The 15949-nt window shown below is 57.4% G+C and carries 15 protein-coding genes; 7 read left to right on the top strand and 8 right to left on the bottom strand.

Annotation, left to right across the window (positions count from 1 at the left end):
• Positions 1 to 16: 16 nt before the first annotated feature.
• On the bottom strand, positions 17 to 1462 hold the full coding sequence (pyk, locus tag Q0955_RS13665) for a pyruvate kinase (RefSeq protein ID WP_299425035.1): 1446 nt from the start codon (positions 1460 to 1462) through the stop codon (positions 17 to 19).
• A gap of 166 nt (positions 1463 to 1628) precedes the next feature.
• Here pyk and Q0955_RS13660 point away from each other — a divergent pair, with 166 nt between their 5' ends.
• The 4 genes from Q0955_RS13660 (at position 1629) to Q0955_RS13645 (ending at position 4234) form a co-directional block, all read left to right on the top strand.
• Positions 1629 to 2369, top strand: a complete 741-nt coding sequence (locus Q0955_RS13660; protein WP_299425033.1) for an N-formylglutamate amidohydrolase — start codon at positions 1629 to 1631, stop codon at positions 2367 to 2369.
• 104 nt (positions 2370 to 2473) lie between these two features.
• Positions 2474 to 2713, top strand: coding sequence for a DUF6868 family protein (locus tag Q0955_RS13655; RefSeq protein ID WP_299425032.1), 240 nt, complete (start codon positions 2474 to 2476; stop codon positions 2711 to 2713).
• A 66-nt stretch (positions 2714 to 2779) separates the two neighbouring features.
• Positions 2780 to 3097, top strand: a complete 318-nt coding sequence (locus Q0955_RS13650) for a DUF1244 domain-containing protein (RefSeq protein WP_299425030.1) — start codon at positions 2780 to 2782, stop codon at positions 3095 to 3097.
• 153 nt (positions 3098 to 3250) lie between these two features.
• The gene (locus tag Q0955_RS13645; protein ID WP_299425029.1) at positions 3251 to 4234 is read left to right on the top strand and encodes a calcium-binding protein; all 984 of its coding nucleotides are present in this window, start codon (positions 3251 to 3253) and stop codon (positions 4232 to 4234) included.
• 14 nt (positions 4235 to 4248) lie between these two features.
• Here the strand turns inward: Q0955_RS13645 and Q0955_RS13640 are convergent, their stop codons facing one another.
• Both Q0955_RS13640 and Q0955_RS13635 read right to left on the bottom strand, forming a co-directional pair.
• A complete protein-coding gene (locus tag Q0955_RS13640) occupies positions 4249 to 5016 on the bottom strand; it encodes an FCD domain-containing protein (protein ID WP_299425027.1) in 768 nt (255 codons plus the stop codon).
• A gap of 78 nt (positions 5017 to 5094) precedes the next feature.
• A complete protein-coding gene (locus tag Q0955_RS13635; RefSeq protein WP_299425026.1) occupies positions 5095 to 5553 on the bottom strand; it encodes a GNAT family N-acetyltransferase in 459 nt (152 codons plus the stop codon).
• 323 nt (positions 5554 to 5876) lie between these two features.
• Between Q0955_RS13635 and smc the strand changes: the two genes are divergently transcribed.
• Both smc and Q0955_RS13625 read left to right on the top strand, forming a co-directional pair.
• Positions 5877 to 9332 (top strand): chromosome segregation protein SMC, encoded by a 3456-nt coding sequence (gene smc / locus Q0955_RS13630; protein ID WP_299425024.1) that lies wholly within the window; start codon positions 5877 to 5879, stop codon positions 9330 to 9332.
• Between the two features lie 133 nt (positions 9333 to 9465).
• On the top strand, positions 9466 to 9834 hold the full coding sequence (locus Q0955_RS13625) for a hypothetical protein (protein WP_299425022.1): 369 nt from the start codon (positions 9466 to 9468) through the stop codon (positions 9832 to 9834).
• A gap of 42 nt (positions 9835 to 9876) precedes the next feature.
• On the opposite strand, the gene Q0955_RS13620 is transcribed toward Q0955_RS13625, so the two are convergent.
• The 4 genes from Q0955_RS13620 to Q0955_RS13605 all read right to left on the bottom strand — a co-directional run bounded on the left by Q0955_RS13620 (position 9877) and on the right by Q0955_RS13605 (position 14067).
• Positions 9877 to 11049 carry a lytic murein transglycosylase gene (locus Q0955_RS13620; protein WP_299425020.1) on the bottom strand — a complete coding sequence of 391 codons (1173 nt, stop codon included), beginning with the start codon at positions 11047 to 11049 and terminating at the stop codon, positions 9877 to 9879.
• Positions 11050 to 11114: 65 nt separating this feature from the next.
• Positions 11115 to 12023 (bottom strand): adenosylcobinamide-phosphate synthase CbiB, encoded by a 909-nt coding sequence (gene cbiB / locus Q0955_RS13615; RefSeq protein WP_299425019.1) that lies wholly within the window; start codon positions 12021 to 12023, stop codon positions 11115 to 11117.
• On the bottom strand, positions 12020 to 13000 hold the full coding sequence (locus tag Q0955_RS13610; protein WP_299425017.1) for a threonine-phosphate decarboxylase: 981 nt from the start codon (positions 12998 to 13000) through the stop codon (positions 12020 to 12022). Before Q0955_RS13610 ends, cbiB begins: the two co-directional genes overlap by 4 nt.
• Positions 13001 to 13092: 92 nt before the next feature.
• Complete coding sequence (locus Q0955_RS13605) at positions 13093 to 14067, bottom strand: glutathione S-transferase family protein (RefSeq protein ID WP_299425016.1); 975 nt, start codon at positions 14065 to 14067, stop codon at positions 13093 to 13095.
• A 212-nt stretch (positions 14068 to 14279) separates the two neighbouring features.
• Here Q0955_RS13605 and Q0955_RS13600 point away from each other — a divergent pair, with 212 nt between their 5' ends.
• Complete coding sequence (locus tag Q0955_RS13600; protein WP_299425015.1) at positions 14280 to 14633, top strand: hypothetical protein; 354 nt, start codon at positions 14280 to 14282, stop codon at positions 14631 to 14633.
• Positions 14634 to 14686: 53 nt separating this feature from the next.
• Here the strand turns inward: Q0955_RS13600 and Q0955_RS13595 are convergent, their stop codons facing one another.
• Entirely contained in the window at positions 14687 to 15859 is a 1173-nt protein-coding gene (locus Q0955_RS13595; protein ID WP_299425014.1) for a MalY/PatB family protein, read from the bottom strand.
• Between the last annotated feature and the right edge of the window lie 90 nt (positions 15860 to 15949).

Below are 15949 nucleotides of genomic sequence, written 5' to 3'. Positions count from 1 at the left end.
GCCCTTTCGGCTGACGCTACTCCGACTCGAGGTTGAAAATCAAACGCTCGTCACAGGGGGACACCCGCAGAATGTTGGTGGTGCCCGGCACGTTGAACGGCAGTCCGGCGGTCACAACAATCTGATCCTGCTCCTCAGCGTAGCCCAGATCACGGGCCGCGCGGGCAGAGGCCACAACCGCCATTTTGAAGCGGCTGACGTTGGAGGTGATCACACAGTTTGTGCCCCAGCTCAGCGCCAGACGGCGCGCAGTGCCGCGCAACGACGTCATCGCGATGATCGGAACACGCGGCCGTTCGCGGGCAATCAATAGGGCGGTGGTGCCGGATTGGCTGAAGCAACAAATCGCGGCCACTTCGGTGGTCTCCGCAATTTCCCGGGCCGCAACAACAATCGCATCCGCCACACCCGAGCGCGGTGCACTGCGGCTGGCTTCGATGATTTCGCGATAGGTTGGGTCGCTTTCCACTTCGATGGCCACATTGTTCATTGTGGTGACCGCTTCGATCGGGAAGCTGCCTGCCGCTGATTCTGCGGACAGCATGATTGCGTCTGAGCCTTCGTAAATTGCTGTGGCCACGTCGCTCACTTCGGCGCGGGTGGGCATCGGGCTTTCGATCATGCTTTCCAGCATCTGGGTCGCCACTATCACTGGCTTGGCCACATTGCGGCACTTACGCACCAGGCGCTTCTGGATTGGCGGCACTGCACTGACCGGCAGTTCCACACCCAGATCGCCACGGGCCACCATGATGCCATCGGACGCGGCAAGGATTTCGTCAAAGGCTTCAACGGCAGCAGGTTTTTCGATCTTGGACAGAATCGCCGCGCGCCCTTGAGCCAGCTCACGCGCCTCGGCGACGTCTTCGGCACGTTGCACAAACGACAGCGCCAGCCAGTCCACACCCAGACCGCAGACAAACTCCAAATCGTCGCGGTCTTTTTCCGACAGCGCGGCCAGCGGCAGAACCACGTCAGGCACGTTCACGCCTTTACGGTTGGAGATCGTACCTCCGGTGGTCACAACACAGTTGGCGAAGTCATCGCCACAGCTTTCCACTTTCAGGCGGATCTTGCCGTCATTGACCAGCAGGTTTGCGCCGTCTTTCAGAGCGGCAAAAATCTCGGGGTGCGGCAGGCAAACACGGTTCACGTCGCCTTCAGCTTTATCAAGGTCCAAACGGAACTTTGCGCCGTCCACCAGCTCTTCTTCACCGTTGGCAAACACGCCCACCCGCAGTTTTGGTCCCTGAAGGTCAGCCAAAATGGCGATCGGGCTCTGCAAATCTTTCTCGACCTGACGGATGATGCGGTGCTTTTCACGGATCTCGTCGTGGCTGCCGTGGCTCATGTTCAGGCGGAACACGTCCGCTCCAGCTTCATGCAGGCTGCGGATCATGTCGTAGGTTTCGGAAGCTGGGCCCAATGTGGCCACGATTTTCACGTTTCTCAGTCGTCTCATGATCCGTCTTTCTTTGCCTTTGCTGGTCTGGCTATTCGGGATTTGACCCGAAGGCACCTTGCGTGTCACCTGCTACATGTTAACGCTAACAAATACAAGCTGAACCTTGTGCATTCCATTTGCGGCACAACTGACCTAAGTCTGATCAGAAAGCAATGACAGGCCCATGACATATACACCGTTTTCCATCTACGGCGCAGAGCGTCGCTCGCGCTGGCTGATCACCGTGGATCACGCCTCCAATTTTGTGCCCGAGGACATCACCGGTGGGGATCTAGGTCTTGATCCCTCCGATATGTCCCGACACATTGCCTATGATGTGGGCGCACGCGGCACGTCTTTACGCCTCGGCGAGCTGTTGGATGCGCCGGTGATCTGTGCCAACTGGTCCCGCCTTTGTATCGATCCGAACCGTGGCGCAGATGACCCAACGCTGGTCATGCGACTTTATGATGGCACAATCATTCCCGGCAATCGTGATGTCGACGATGCGGAAATCGAACGCCGCAAAGCCACGCATTATCTGCCGTACCATAACGCGCTCGAAAGCCTGGCCGCAGAGCGTGAAGATGTTGTGATCATCGCCATGCACAGCTTCTCCCCTAAACTCAACGGCCGCGCGCCGCGCCCTTGGGAAATCGGCGTCCTGCACGCCCCGCAAGAAGATCGCTTTGGCAAAGCCCTGATTGCGGAGTTGGAACACGAGGGAGATCTGACGGTGGGTGACAACGAGCCCTACAACGGCTGGCTTCCCGGCGACAGTATCGACCAGCACGCACTCCAACCAGGGCGCCTGAACGCTTTGATCGAACTGCGCCACGACGAAATTGACACGCCTGAAACGCAAAATGCCTGGGCTGAGCGCTTGGCGCCTATCTTGCAGAATTCTTTGGCGAAGCTTGGCTGAAAAACGCTAGTTCTGGCGCGAAATCCAAGGCGTTGGCTCTGGTCAGGCGGTACTTGAGTGCCCATATATGCAGTGGGAAGTATAACAGCTGAAAGGAGGCTGACATGACCCAAGCAACCCTTACCGCCTTCTTTGGATGGACCGCGGTCATCCACATCGGTGTGCTGCTCTTTGCGACTTGCATGATTTACGGCCTGCGCGGTTGGATCACTGACGTACACGCGCGGATCACCGGTGTTGAAAAAGACACCCTGGCGCCGCTCTATTTCCAGTGGCTTGGCACTTATAAGCTGTTGATCTTTGTCTTTGCGTTGGTTCCGTGGCTCGCTCTCACGATCATGTGACGCGCTTGCTCAACGCCCCTCCGGTTGCTACCCATTGCCCAAAGCAATTGCTCCCGGAGTACAGCCATGGATAAGCAAACTCAGATCGAACTCGAAGCGGCCGCCTTTCGCACCCTGCGCGAGCACCTGATGGAAAAGCGCACGGATGTGCAAAACATCGACATGATGAACCTCGCTGGGTTCTGTCGCAATTGCCTGTCCCGCTGGTATCAGGAAGCGGCTAACGAGCGTGGTATCGAGATGGACAAAAACGAGGCTCGCGAGATTTACTATGGCATGACCATGGACGAGTGGAAGGCCGACTATCAAACTGACGCCAGCCCGGAAAAGCAAAAAGAGTTTGAAAAGGCATTTGCGGAAAATGTCGGAACAGACAAAACCTGAGCCAAATACCTAAGTGAAAAAAGGGTCGCCTCGGCGGCCTTTTTTGTTGCGCCGGTGCAGACCAGAAAGCAGCACACCCCCGCCTCAATCACGTCAAACTTGGTTAATAATGTCTTACTCAAAGCCGTGAGAGCTGTTTTGAGGACAAGAGCAATGTTGGGACTTTTGGCAATTACCGCGATTTTTGGCGTGGGCATGATGGCTGATGTTTTGGGCAGCTACGAAATACCAGATGAAAGCACAGCGGATTCGGCGGAGGATGAGGCCGACACCGGATTTATGCCCAGTCAGCAACAGCTACTCGACGCCGCAGATGCGGCGACACTCTCTGACACAAGCGACACATTTGAAGGTGATGACGCCCACGATACCGTCATTGGTGGTGCCGGAGACGATGATCTGCGCGGCAACAACGGTGTTGACTGGATCGACGGCGGCGATGGCGATGACACCATCGTTGGCGGCGCCAGCAGCGATGTATTGAGCGGCGGTGCAGGCGATGACTACATCCTCGGAGGCGCTGGCGAGGATGCGATCTCCGGCGGTGCGGGCAACGACACCATTGTCATGGGCGACAACGATGACACTTACGATGGCATTGGCGCGCAGGAGCTAGGATTTGAGGACAGTGGGAATGATCTGGTGCGCGGCGGTGCTGGCGATGATTTGATCCGCGACTATGAGGGAGCTGACACGCTACTCGGTGGCACCGGCGCTGACACCCTCGTTGGCGCGCATCCAGATTTGGCGGATGCCTCGGCGGATGTTCTCCATGGTGGCTATGGGGACGATGTCCTGATCGGGGACAATGGCGATACCCTCGACGGTGGCGATGGCGTCGACACGTTCACTGTGGCTTTTGAGTTCGACGATGAGCGCGACGAAGTGGTGATTGCCGATCTTGATGCGGCAACAGAAACGGTGACCTTCTCCGCCAGTGATTTTGGCAACGATGCGGTGATGGAATGGGAAGCCAGTTATGATGCCGACACAGAAACGATAACCATTTTGCTGTCCGGCTCACATACGGTGGACGGATCGGTGGTCACGCTGGATCAGGAACCGGCGGTGATCTTGGAAAACATGACCGCAGAGGATGTCGATCTGATCAACGTCAAGCTGGATTACGCGGCCTGAAGTTTAAGCCGCATCTAGCGGCTCAACTCGTGCTCATAACGCTGTTTGGCAATCGCTTCGTTCTGCGTAGATTTTTTGAAGTTGGTAAGGGCCGTTTCCACGTAGTCCAGATGCGTGATCACGGCATTGCGAGAGGCGTTGGCATCCCGCGCTTGTAGAGCCGTGTTGATCGCTCGGTGTTGCTCCAGCAACTCGCCCCGCGTGGTGCGCTGCTTGAACATGATCATCCGGTTATAGAACACACCTTCGCGCAACAGCTGATACATGGATCGCATCATGTGCAGCATGATCACGTTGTGGCTTGCCTCGATTATGGCGAGGTGGAAATCCGCATCCAATTGGGCTTCGTCCGACGGATTGCGCTTGGGATGCGCGGCTTCCATTTTGTCAAACACCGCTTGGATCACTTGCAAATCGGTGTCGCTGGCCAGCGTCGCGGCCCGCTCAGCGGCAAGCCCTTCCATGTCACGACGGAACGCAATGTAGTCAAACACAGCTTCGTCATGGGCTGAAAACAACTGTACCAACGACTCAGAAAAAGCACTGCCCAATACATCTGCCACAAAAATCCCGGCGCCGGCTTTTGAGGTCAGCAAGCCCTTGTCCTGTAAGATCGAAATTGCTTCGCGCAGGCTGGGTCGTGACACCCCCAATCGATCGCTGAGCTCCCGCTCCGCTGGCAACCTCTCCCCGGGCCGCAAAATGCCGCGCAAAATCAACAGCTCAATCTGGCGCACCACCGAGGTGGAGAGTTTCTCGGGCTGAACTTTTTGAAATGGCATAGAGATGGGTCCCGTGTGACTGGTCACATAATTTGACCACGCGGTGTCCCAACGTGCAAGTCCTTGCGAAGAGAGCGATCAGGCCAAGGTTTTGGTCATGAACAAAGAGGCGGGGCTCTCTTCGTAGTCCCCAAACGGCCGGCAATCCGTGTAGCCGTGCGCGCGATACAGGCTATGCGCCTGATGCAGCGAGTCGCCGGTTTCCAGTTTCACCTCGGCAATACTCTGGGCTCGGGCCTCGGCCTCAATAGCTTGCATTAATTTATGGGCAATGCCCTTCCCACGCACATTGGGATGCACAAACATCGATTTGATTTCGGCGTAGTCCCCTTTCAAAGCCAGCGCGACACACCCCAATGAAGTGTCACCTTCCTTGGCAATAAAGAACCGCACATTGGGCTCGCAAAGATCATCGATCGACAGGAAGTGATTGTCTTCTTCGCTGAACAGCGCCTGCATCAGGGCATGGCTGGCGCGCAGAAGTGCAGTTGCCTGAGCGTCACGTGGATTGCCTAAGGCCACTCGGATGGTGCTCATATTGTCCTCCTTTCGATCATTCTGTCACAGATGTGTCACCCCAATTTGTGCCTGTCCAGCCAACAGCGCGATGCTGTTCGAGTGTTGTGAAAAAGAGAGTCTTTGGTGCTTAAGATTTAGGCAATCGATACGGGGTTGATTGAGGGGCTCCGCCAACTGTTTGGCGCACAGCGCAGCGCTGAACCTTGGGTTTGTACCGAAATCGCCAATATCTTGTGGATAACTGCACAGCAAATGCCACATCCTGTGGTTTGCCGTTGACTCACCGCAAGAGCCCTTTGCAGAGTCTTTTAATCTGAAAGAATCACAGGACCACCCGCACTTTGCGCTTCTCCAAACTCAGACTGACAGGCTTCAAAAGCTTTGTGGACCCCACGGATCTGATCATCGCCGATGGTCTGACCGGTGTTGTGGGCCCAAATGGCTGCGGTAAGTCCAACCTGCTGGAGGCGCTTCGTTGGGTGATGGGGGAGAACCGTCCCAAGGCGATGCGTGGCGGTGGCATGGAGGATGTGATCTTCGCGGGCACGTCCACCCGACCAGCCCGCAATTTTGCCGAAGTGTCCTTGCAAATCGACAATTCCGAACGTCTTGCACCGGCGGGTTTCAATGATGACGATGCGTTGGAAATTGTCCGTCGGATCACCCGCGATGTTGGCAGCGCCTATAAGGTCAACGCCAATGATGTGCGAGCGCGGGACGTACAGATGTTGTTTGCGGATGCGTCTACCGGTGCCCATTCTCCCGCGTTGGTCCGTCAGGGTCAGATTGCGGAGCTGATCAACGCCAAACCAAAAGCCCGTCGCCGTATTCTTGAAGAAGCGGCTGGTATTTCGGGTCTTTATCAACGCCGCCACGAAGCTGAGCTAAAGCTCAAAGGGGCTGAAACCAATCTTGCGCGTGTGGATGATGTGATTGAGCAATTGGCCAGCCAATTGGCCCAGCTCTCCCGTCAGGCCCGCCAGGCGGCGCGCTATCGCGCCATTGGCGATGAGTTGCGCCAGGCCGAAGGCATGTTGCTGTATCGCCGGTGGCGGGAAGCGGACGATGCCCGCGCCACCGCGGACGACGAACTCAAAACCCGCACCACTCAGGCCGCTCAGGCTGAAATCTTGGCCCGCACGGCGGCCAAAACACGCCAGGAACGCGACGAAGTGCTGCCTGGTAAGCGCGAAGAAGAGGCCATTGCCTCAGCGGTTTTGCAACGCCTGCAAGTGCAACGTGACAGCCTGAATGATCAAGAAGCCCATGCGCTGCAAGTTATTGAAACGCTCAAGAACCGTATCTTGCAACTGGCCCGCGACATGGAACGCGAGGCAGGCCTGAACCGGGACGCCGAAGAAACCATTGAGCGATTGGAATGGGAACAACGCGAGCTTGCCAAGGCAAGCGAGGGTCAAGAAGACAAGCTTGAAGCCGCGCAGGACGAAAGCCGCGAAGCTGCCAGCGTGTTGCAAGACCGCGAGGCTGACCTGTCTCAACTGACCGAAGATGTGGCGCGACTGTCCGCGCGTCACCAATCGGCGCAGCGTCTGTTGGATGACAGCCAAAAAACCCAAGACAAAAGTGAAGCAGAGGCCGAAAAGGCCCGTGCTGCCGTGGCTGAGTCCAACGAAGCATTGTCCCGCGCCGGAGAAGAACTTGAGCTGGCCCGTGAGGCGGAAGAAGAAGCCATAGAGGCGGCTCAAGACGCTGAGGAGCGTCTGGCCGAGGTCGAAGAAGAACGCGCCGAAACGCAGTCTCGCGAAGCGGATGCCCGCGCAGAACGCTCCGAGGCCGAAGGCGAACTCAATGCCTTGCGTGCCGAAACCACGGCGCTGGCCAAATTGGTCGAACGTGACACAGCCGAAGGTGGGCAAATTCTCGACCGTCTGCAAGTGCAGCAAGGTTTCGAAAAAGCGCTGGGCGCGGCCATGGCTGACGACCTGCGTGCGCCGGAAGTTGAGGACGATGGCCCCTCCGGTTGGTATGTATTGCCGCAATATGGCGAGGTACAGCCGCTGCCAGAAGGGGTGACTTCATTGGTGCAACACGTCTCTGTGCCAGAGGTGCTTGAGCGTCGCATGAGCCAAATTGGACTGGTGTCCAATGAAGATGCATTAGGCTTGCAACCGCTCCTGAAGCCTGGCCAACGTCTAGTCTCCCTTGAGGGTGACCTTTGGCGCTGGGACGGATATCGCGCCTGGGCGGAGGACGCACCAAGCGCAGCCGCGCTTCGACTTCAACAGCTTAACCGATTGGAAGAACTCAAGCAGGCCATGGCCCGCGCCACCGCCCGTGCCGATGGGGCTGTTGACGCGCATGAGACGTTGCAAACCCGACTACGGGAACTCGCGAACGTGGATCAATCCGCCCGAGAGGCGCGCCGCGCTGCGGATCGCGCTGTGGCGGATGCCAATCGTGCCTTGTCTCGGGCAGAGGCCGATCGGAACCTGGCCGAAGGCCGGCTGGAAAGTCTCGGCTTGGCTGTCACGCGCCATGAGGAAGAAGCCATGGCCGCGCGCCAGCAATTCCAAGAGGCGCAACGGGCGTTGTCTGATCTGGGTGATCTGGACGCCGCACGCCAAGAGGTTGAGGACATCAAAATGACCGTGGAAGGCGCGCGCATCATGATGATGACTCGCCGCTCTGCCCATGATGAGTTGCGCCGCGAGGGTGAGGCCCGTTTGAAGCGCACCCAAGAGGTCATGAAAGAAGTCAGCGGTTGGCGTCACCGCCTTGAAACCGCCGAGAAACGTATGAACGAGCTGGCGGAACGCAAAGACGCCTCCGAGGAAGAGCTGATCGAAGCGGGTGCAGCCCCGGAAGAAATCGCAGAGAAGCGCGAAGAACTCACCGAAGCCATTGAGGCCGCGGAGGAGCGCCGTCGCGCCGCGTCAGATGTGCTTGCCGAAGCGGAAGCCGCCCTGCGGGAAGCGGAACATAATGAGCGGGACGCCGAGCGTCTTGCCAGCGAAGCCCGCGAGGCCCGCGCCCGGTCCGAAGCCCGTGCGGATGCGGCCCGTGAAACTGTCGCTTATGCGGCTGAGCGCATCATGGAAGAGCAGGAGGTCGTGCCTGCCGCGCTTTTGGAGCGGTTGGACGTGGATCCGGACAAGATGCCGGATTCCGAGACTGTCGAGAATGACGTGAATCGCCTGAAGCGCCAACGTGACAGCCTTGGCGCGGTGAACCTGCGCGCCGAAGAAGACATCAAAGAAGTGCAGGAAGAACACGACGGATTGGTCAGTGAGAAGGCCGATTTGGAGGAGGCCATCCGCACCCTGCGCAACGGCATTGCAAGCCTGAACAAAGAGGGGCGCGAACGTCTTCTGACCGCTTTTGAGCAAGTGAACTCCAACTTCTCGCTGTTGTTCCGCCACCTGTTTGGCGGCGGCGAGGCCAACCTTGTGTTGGTGGAGAGTGACGACCCATTGGAAGCTGGTCTCGAAATTATGTGCCAACCGCCCGGCAAAAAACTCAGCACCCTGTCGCTACTGTCCGGGGGGGAGCAAACCCTGACCGCTATGGCGCTGATTTTTGCGGTTTTCCTCGCCAATCCAGCCCCGATCTGTGTGCTGGACGAGGTCGACGCGCCTCTGGATGATGCCAATGTGACGCGGTTCTGTGATCTGCTGGACGAGATGTGTCGCCGGACAAACACGCGCTTTTTGATTATCACCCACCACGCGGTGACCATGGCCCGCATGGACCGTTTGTTTGGTGTGACCATGGTGGAGCAGGGCGTGAGTCAGCTTGTCTCTGTCGATCTCAAAGCGGCCGAGACTTTGGTGGCGTAAGTCAGAGGGGCCAGCCCCTCAGGCCCACGATGTGGGCCTCCTCCCCGGGATATTTTGGGAATGAGAATGCAGTCACCGCATTGTGACGCGCAGGTGAACGCACCTCTGCTTAGGGTGGGGCGGGAGGTGCGCGATGCGGACATGGATGATTTTGGGCGTGCTGTGTGTGGCCACCAGCAGCGCGGCGCAGGAGTGGAAGGCGCACAAGGGCGACGTGCCATTTGATGCGGCATCGCTTTCGGCGCACTTGTCAGGTCAGACTTTGGTTTTCTTTGACGAAGGGCGCTCGGTCTTTGAAAGCAACGGTCAATACCAATACACATATGGCGGCGGGGGCACGTGGTTTGGGCATTGGATAGTTGCCGACAACAGCACGGTCTGTGTGACTTTTGTCACCGGCGTGGAGCGCTGTGACCGTATTGTAGAGAATGGTGGACGACTCGTGATGCAAACCGCGGATGGTTTACGGTTTCCGGTGAAAGAAATTGAGGCGCACTCCTGAAGGAACACGCCTCAAATTTGCGAATTGTGATTGCCTGAACGTTTACAGCGCGTTCAACAACTGTGCGGTTGGCCAGGCATCTGCAGGCAACCCCAAGCGTACTTGCTCAGCTTGCACGGCACGGCGTGTGAGCTTGCCCAGAATGCCGTCCACTTTACCAACATCATGTCCGCGCGCTTTCAACTTCTTCTGCAGCTGTTTCATCTGGTTGCCGGACAGTCCCGGATCAGGATTGCCTGCGCTATAGCGCGCTTTGCCTTCCAGACGGTTGGCAAAATAGGCCGCCGTGGTCACGTAGACGAAGCTTTTGTTCCATTCAAAATACACGCTGTAGTTTGGATAGGCCAAAAACGCGGGTCCTTTGCGCCCCTGTGGCAGCAGCAGCGAGGCTGGCAGTTTGGCCAGTTTGCCCTCGCGTGGCTTGACCCCCATTTTGGCCCATTGGTTGGCGGGCAGGGTGGTGTCCAATCCGGACTTGGACCAATCCAAGTTGCTGGGCACCACAACTTCTTGCAGCCACGGCTCATTCTTGCGCCAGCCAAGATGAGACAGCATCTTGCCGCCGGACATCAGCGCATCTTGGGGCGAGGTTTTCAGGCTGACTTTGCCATCGCCATCCCCGTCGACACCGTTTTCGATGATGTCGGCAGGCAGCATCTGCACCATGCCAATCTCACCCGCCCAAGCACCTGTGGTTTTGGTGGGGCTAAAGTTGCCGCGCTTGTAAAGCTCCAGTGCTGCAAACACCTGTGGGCGGAACAGTTCAGGGCGGCGACAATCATGCGCCAGGGTCACCAGAGAATTCAGCGTGTTAAAATCGCCTTGGAAAGCGCCGTAGTCGGTCTCAAATGCCCAAAAGGCCAAGAGCACACCGCGTGACACGCCATACTGCTTTTCGATCCGATTGAAGGTCGAGGCGTATTGTTTGGCTTTCTTGCGCCCCACATCAATTCGGTTTTGGCTTATCAAACGCTGTGAGAAATCCAGAAACGGCATCTGGAACACACCCTGAGAACGGTCCGCCTTGATGGTTTTGGGGTCCTGACGCGCGCTGGCAAAGAACTTGTCCACAGTGCCTTTCGAATAGCCCTTGGACATGGCTTCTTTTTTCAGGCCGTTGACAAAGCTGTTAAATGACCCGCCGCATTGCGCGGCGGCTGTGGTGGCTGTGCTGACGGTCAGGAACGCCGCGGTCAGCGCTGGCAAAAGACGCATTCAAATACCCTCGTGGACAAAATTATGGTCCAGACATAGCCAGAGCCTGACGTCCGGGCAAGCGCCTAGAGGATCGCCAGCACCACAACCACCGTCAATCCTGCCGCCCATGATAGCCACAATGCGCGACAGCAGCCCTCCACGTCGTCAGCCTCCAGAGCCTTGCGTCCCTTCGGGTTCACATAGGGAAAGTTCTGCATCTCGCCATCGTAGGAGCGTGGCCCGGCCACAGCCACATCCAGTGCGCGGGACATGGCGGCTTCCGGCCAGCCTGCATTAGGGGATCGGTGCAAGCCTGCATCTGCCTTGATGGCCCGCCACTGCCCCAAACCAGCATGTGTCACGGCAATCAGGAGGGCTGTGAGCCGCGCTGGCACCCAATTGAGCACGTCATCTAGCCGCGCTGCCGCCCAGCCAAACTCTCTGTGACGCTCGGTTTTGTAGCCAATCATGCTGTCGGCAGTGTTGACAATTTTGTAGATCAACAGCCCCGGCAAGCCACCGACCAGCAACCAGAACGCAGGGGCAATAACCCCGTCACTCAGGTTCTCGGCACCACTTTCAATTGCGGAGCGTGCCACGGCACTCGTGTCCATGTTTTTGGTGTCCCGGCTGACAATCCGGCTCACCATCATGCGCCCATCACCTAACGACAAGCGTAAGGCATCGCCAACGGCTTTTACATGTTCCACTAGCGAGCGCTGTGCCAATAGCACGGCAGCCAAAAGCATCTGTGGCAGCGAACCAAACAGGCTGACGATCCCGCCCAGCACCCATGCGGCGAGAACAAGCCCGATCACCACAATCACGCCTTTGGCTTTGCGATTGATGCCTTTGTTGTAGGCCTGATCCGCGCGGCCAATCAGCTTGCCCATTAGGACAGCCGGATGTGGCACCCGCTGCCACAGCCACCGCGGCTCACCAAAGACCGCATCCAAAAGAAGCGCGCCAACCAATATACCTGCTGTGTTCAAAACTCATGCTCCGTCATTCGCAATGCGTGTTCCAGTTGCTCCCAACGGTCGGGTGCCGGTAAACCCAGCCGCAGATACGTCTTGGAATACGGGAAAATGCGGGTCCAGATGTGGTAACGCGCAAGGTGATTTTGCCACTTGGCGGCATCGTTTACTTCATACAAGCGAAACAGGCTGGTACCACCAGACAGGCTCGCCCCGGCAATCTGCATCATATGATCCAGTCGGGCGCTATCCTTGCTCAAACGCTCGCGGGTTTCCAGCGCCCAGCCCGTTTTGCGGAGCGCTGCGGTGCCAATGGTCAGGGCTGGACCAGAAACGGCCCAGGGGCCGGTCAAATCGGCCAATCGCGCAATCAAGCCCGGTTCGCCAATGGCAAAGCCAAGACGCACACCTGCCAATCCCCAAAACTTGCCAAAGCTTTTGAGCACAATCCGGCCAGGCTGGTCCGCCACGCGGATCATGCTCCAATCCGGTGTCACATCACAAAAGCTCTCGTCAATCACTGCAAACGGTGCAGTGAGATCATCCGCGGACCAAAGTCGTCCGGTTGGATTGTTTGGATGCACCACCACCTGCGCATTAGGTGCTTCGCTGCCAAGCTGCCATCCCTGAGCCGCAAAGGCCGCCGCGTGCTCATTGTAGGTTGGTGTCTCAATCTGCACTGTACCTTGATCCAGCAGAGAGGGAATGCGGGCGATCAGTGCGGAGGCTCCGGGCGCGGCCAAAATGGCGGCCCCATCAGGCACCTTCCAAAACTCTCTCGCTGCGTTCAGCAATCCGTTTTGTGCAACCTTGTCGGGCAGGCGTGCCCAATCGTCCATAAGGATATGCGGCATGGTGTAGGGCACCGGATTGATACCGGTGGACAAATCCAGCCAACTGTCACGGCTGCCGCCCCAATGATCCCTCGCGGCGTCAAGCCCGCCGCCGTGGTCGCGTTGCTCCGGAGTTGCTGTTTGGGAGGAGGTGGTCATGTCGCGCCCTGCTGTGATCCTGCAAGGCGCGCGTACCGCATATGATGTTCACTGCGCAAGCTTTCTTGCCTGCGCAGCGAGGTTTTCCCGGATCAGCCCCGCCCGTGCGGCGCGTCGTAGTCAATCACTGGATTGATGGGCACAATCTGATGTGGATTGATGCTGGTGTGACTGCGCAGGTAGTGATCGACTATGTGCTTGAAGTTCACCGTCTCCGCCACGCCGGGCACCTGATACAGCTCACGTGTGTAGGCCCATAGGTTGGGGTAATCTACAATCCGCTTGCGGTTACATTTGAAGTGCAGGTGATAGACCGGATCAAAGCGGATCAGGGTTGTGAACAGGCGCCAATCCGCCTCGGTGATCTGATCCCCCATCAAGTAGCGGTTTTCCGACAGTCGCTCTTCAAGCCAGTCCAGTGTGTCAAACAACGGATGGATGGCTGCGTCATAGGCCTCTTGCGTGGTGGCAAACCCGCTTTTGTAAACGCCATTGTTCAGCGTATCGTAGATACGCTCGTTGACCTCTTCGATCGCTTCCCGCCCTTCTTCAGGCCAAAAATCCAACGTGTTGCCGGTCACGCCATCAAACGCGCTGTTGAACATGCGAATGATTTCAGAGCTTTCATTGCTTACAATGGTTTGCTGCTGCTTGTCCCAGAGGATTGGTACAGTCACGCGGCCAGAATAAGTTGAGTCTGCCTTTGTGTAGACATTGTGCGCATGGCTCAACCCATACAGCGTGTCGCCAGTCGCGCCATGCTCATCCGTCTCAAACGTCCAGCCTTCGCTGAACATATCCGGATGCACGGCGGAAACAGTTATGTGCTCTTCCAGCCCTTTTAGCTTGCGGAAGATGAGCGTACGATGCGCCCAAGGACAGGCATAAGACACATAGAGGTGATACCGTCCACTCTCAGCTTCAAAACCACTTCTGCCACTTGATCCTGCGCTGCCGTCAGCGGTGATCCAGTTGCGAAACTGCGCTGCTGAGCGCACAAACTTGCCGCCGTGTGATTTGGTGTCATACCACTGGTCGGTCCAAGTGCCGTCTACAAGCAAACCCATCGTGCATTCCTTTGTGTCTAAGTTGATCTCAACCTATGCCAGCGCATCTCCTCAAAAAACCAACACACACGCGCGAGTGTTGCGCGTATTTGCACATCACGTTCGACGCTGACGAACCAGACGAGTCTGCTAAGGAACCAGACTGTTTACGAAATCTTCGCTTGACCGGTGCAGCATGGTGAGATGCAGTGAGACGAACAATGGAGAATCCCATGAGCACGTATTTTTCTGCCGAAGTGCAGGCCGGCTTTGATGCCGCGCGTAAAAAAGCGCTGAAACAGCGTCACCGCCTGCGGGTTGAGGCGGATGGTATGAGTGTCCGGGTTGTGCGTTTTCTGGACGATGGTTTTACGCTGGATGCCGAAACCGCGCCGCGACTGCGCGGATTGGTGAACCTTTATGACGGCTCCAAACATATTTCGCAGTGTCTGGTTGTGGCGACCGACGAGGAAGACGGCGAAATGCACTATGAATTCAAACGCGCCACGGCTGTCTCGGATCAGGCGCCGGTGGACTACTACCAGAGCGAGCCAACCCCGGCCGGATTGCTAGGACGTCCGCACTAAACGGATCCCTCATTGCCAAACAAAAGGGCGGGGAAATCCCGCCCTTGTTTGTTTTACTGAAGGTCTGAAAAGGCCTCCGCCAATCGCGAGGCCGCTTCTTCCACCCGCGCTCGTGGCGTGGCGATATTGAAGCGCAGAAAGTCATCGCCGCCTTTGCCAAACGTCGGGCCGTGGTTCACGCAAATTCGCGCCCCCTGTTCCACGCGCTTGGTGAAATCCTCTCGGCTCATGCCTGTGCCAGAAAAATCTACCCAGCTCAGATAAGTCGCTTCCAGTGACATGGATGACAGGCCGGGAATGTTTTGGATCGCTGTGTCCAAAATCTTGCGGTTGCCGTTGAGGTATTCAATCAAACCATCAACCCAAGCCGCGCCTTCCGGCGAGTAAGCCGCCTCGGCCATGAACAGACCAAAGCTGTTGGGCGACAATCCGAGAGCCGCCTGACGCGCAGCAAATTTCGCGCGCAGCTTTTCGTCCGGAATAATCACATTCCCGGTCAGACCTCCGGCGATGTTGAAGGTCTTGGTGGTGGCGGTCATCATGACCAAACGGTCCAGAATGCTTGGATCGACATTCACCATCGGGATATGGATCTGGCCGGGATAGACGAGATCGTGATGGATCTCGTCGCTCACCAGAATGAGGTCATGCCGTTTACAGAAGTCGGCCACGCCCTGAAGCTCTTCACGGGACCATACCCGCCCCCCCGGATTGTGCGGGGAGCAGAGGATGAACATGGTCTCATGGCCCTTCATCTGTGCATCCCAAGCGTCAAAATCCATTTCATAGCGGCCATCGTTATTCGCGAGTTCGCATTCCACAACCTCACGACCCGCCGCTTTAATGACTCGCGCAAAGGCGTGGTAAACGGGTGTGGTCAACACAACACCGTCGCCCACCGCACTGAAGGCGTCCACACACAGCCCTGTGCCGTTCACCAACCCGTGGGTAGTGAAAATCTCATCGCGCTCGACGGACCAGTTGTGGCGCTCTTTCATCCACCAGCGGATGGCGTCGCGGTATGCGGCGTCATCGCCATAATAGCCAAACACTCCGGTGTTGATCATGCCTTTGACCGCATTGGTCACACAGGCCGGTGGGCGGAAATCCATATCAGCCACCCACATCGCGATCCCGTCGTCCGCAGACACACCATAGATTTTCTCCATCATGTCCCATTTCACGGAATGGGAGCCAAAGCGGTCGATGATCTCGTCAAAATTCATGGCGGGTGTCCTTTGCTTAACAACGCAACCGCACGCTAGCGAATTGCGCCTCATGTGCAACCCCGCAAGCTACCCCGTTGCGCAGAAGGC

It is taken from the genome of uncultured Shimia sp., from assembly GCF_947493595.1.
GTDB lineage: Bacteria > Pseudomonadota > Alphaproteobacteria > Rhodobacterales > Rhodobacteraceae > Shimia.
Note: the sequence above shows the minus strand (reverse complement) of the source record. Positions and strands in the feature narration are given on the sequence as shown.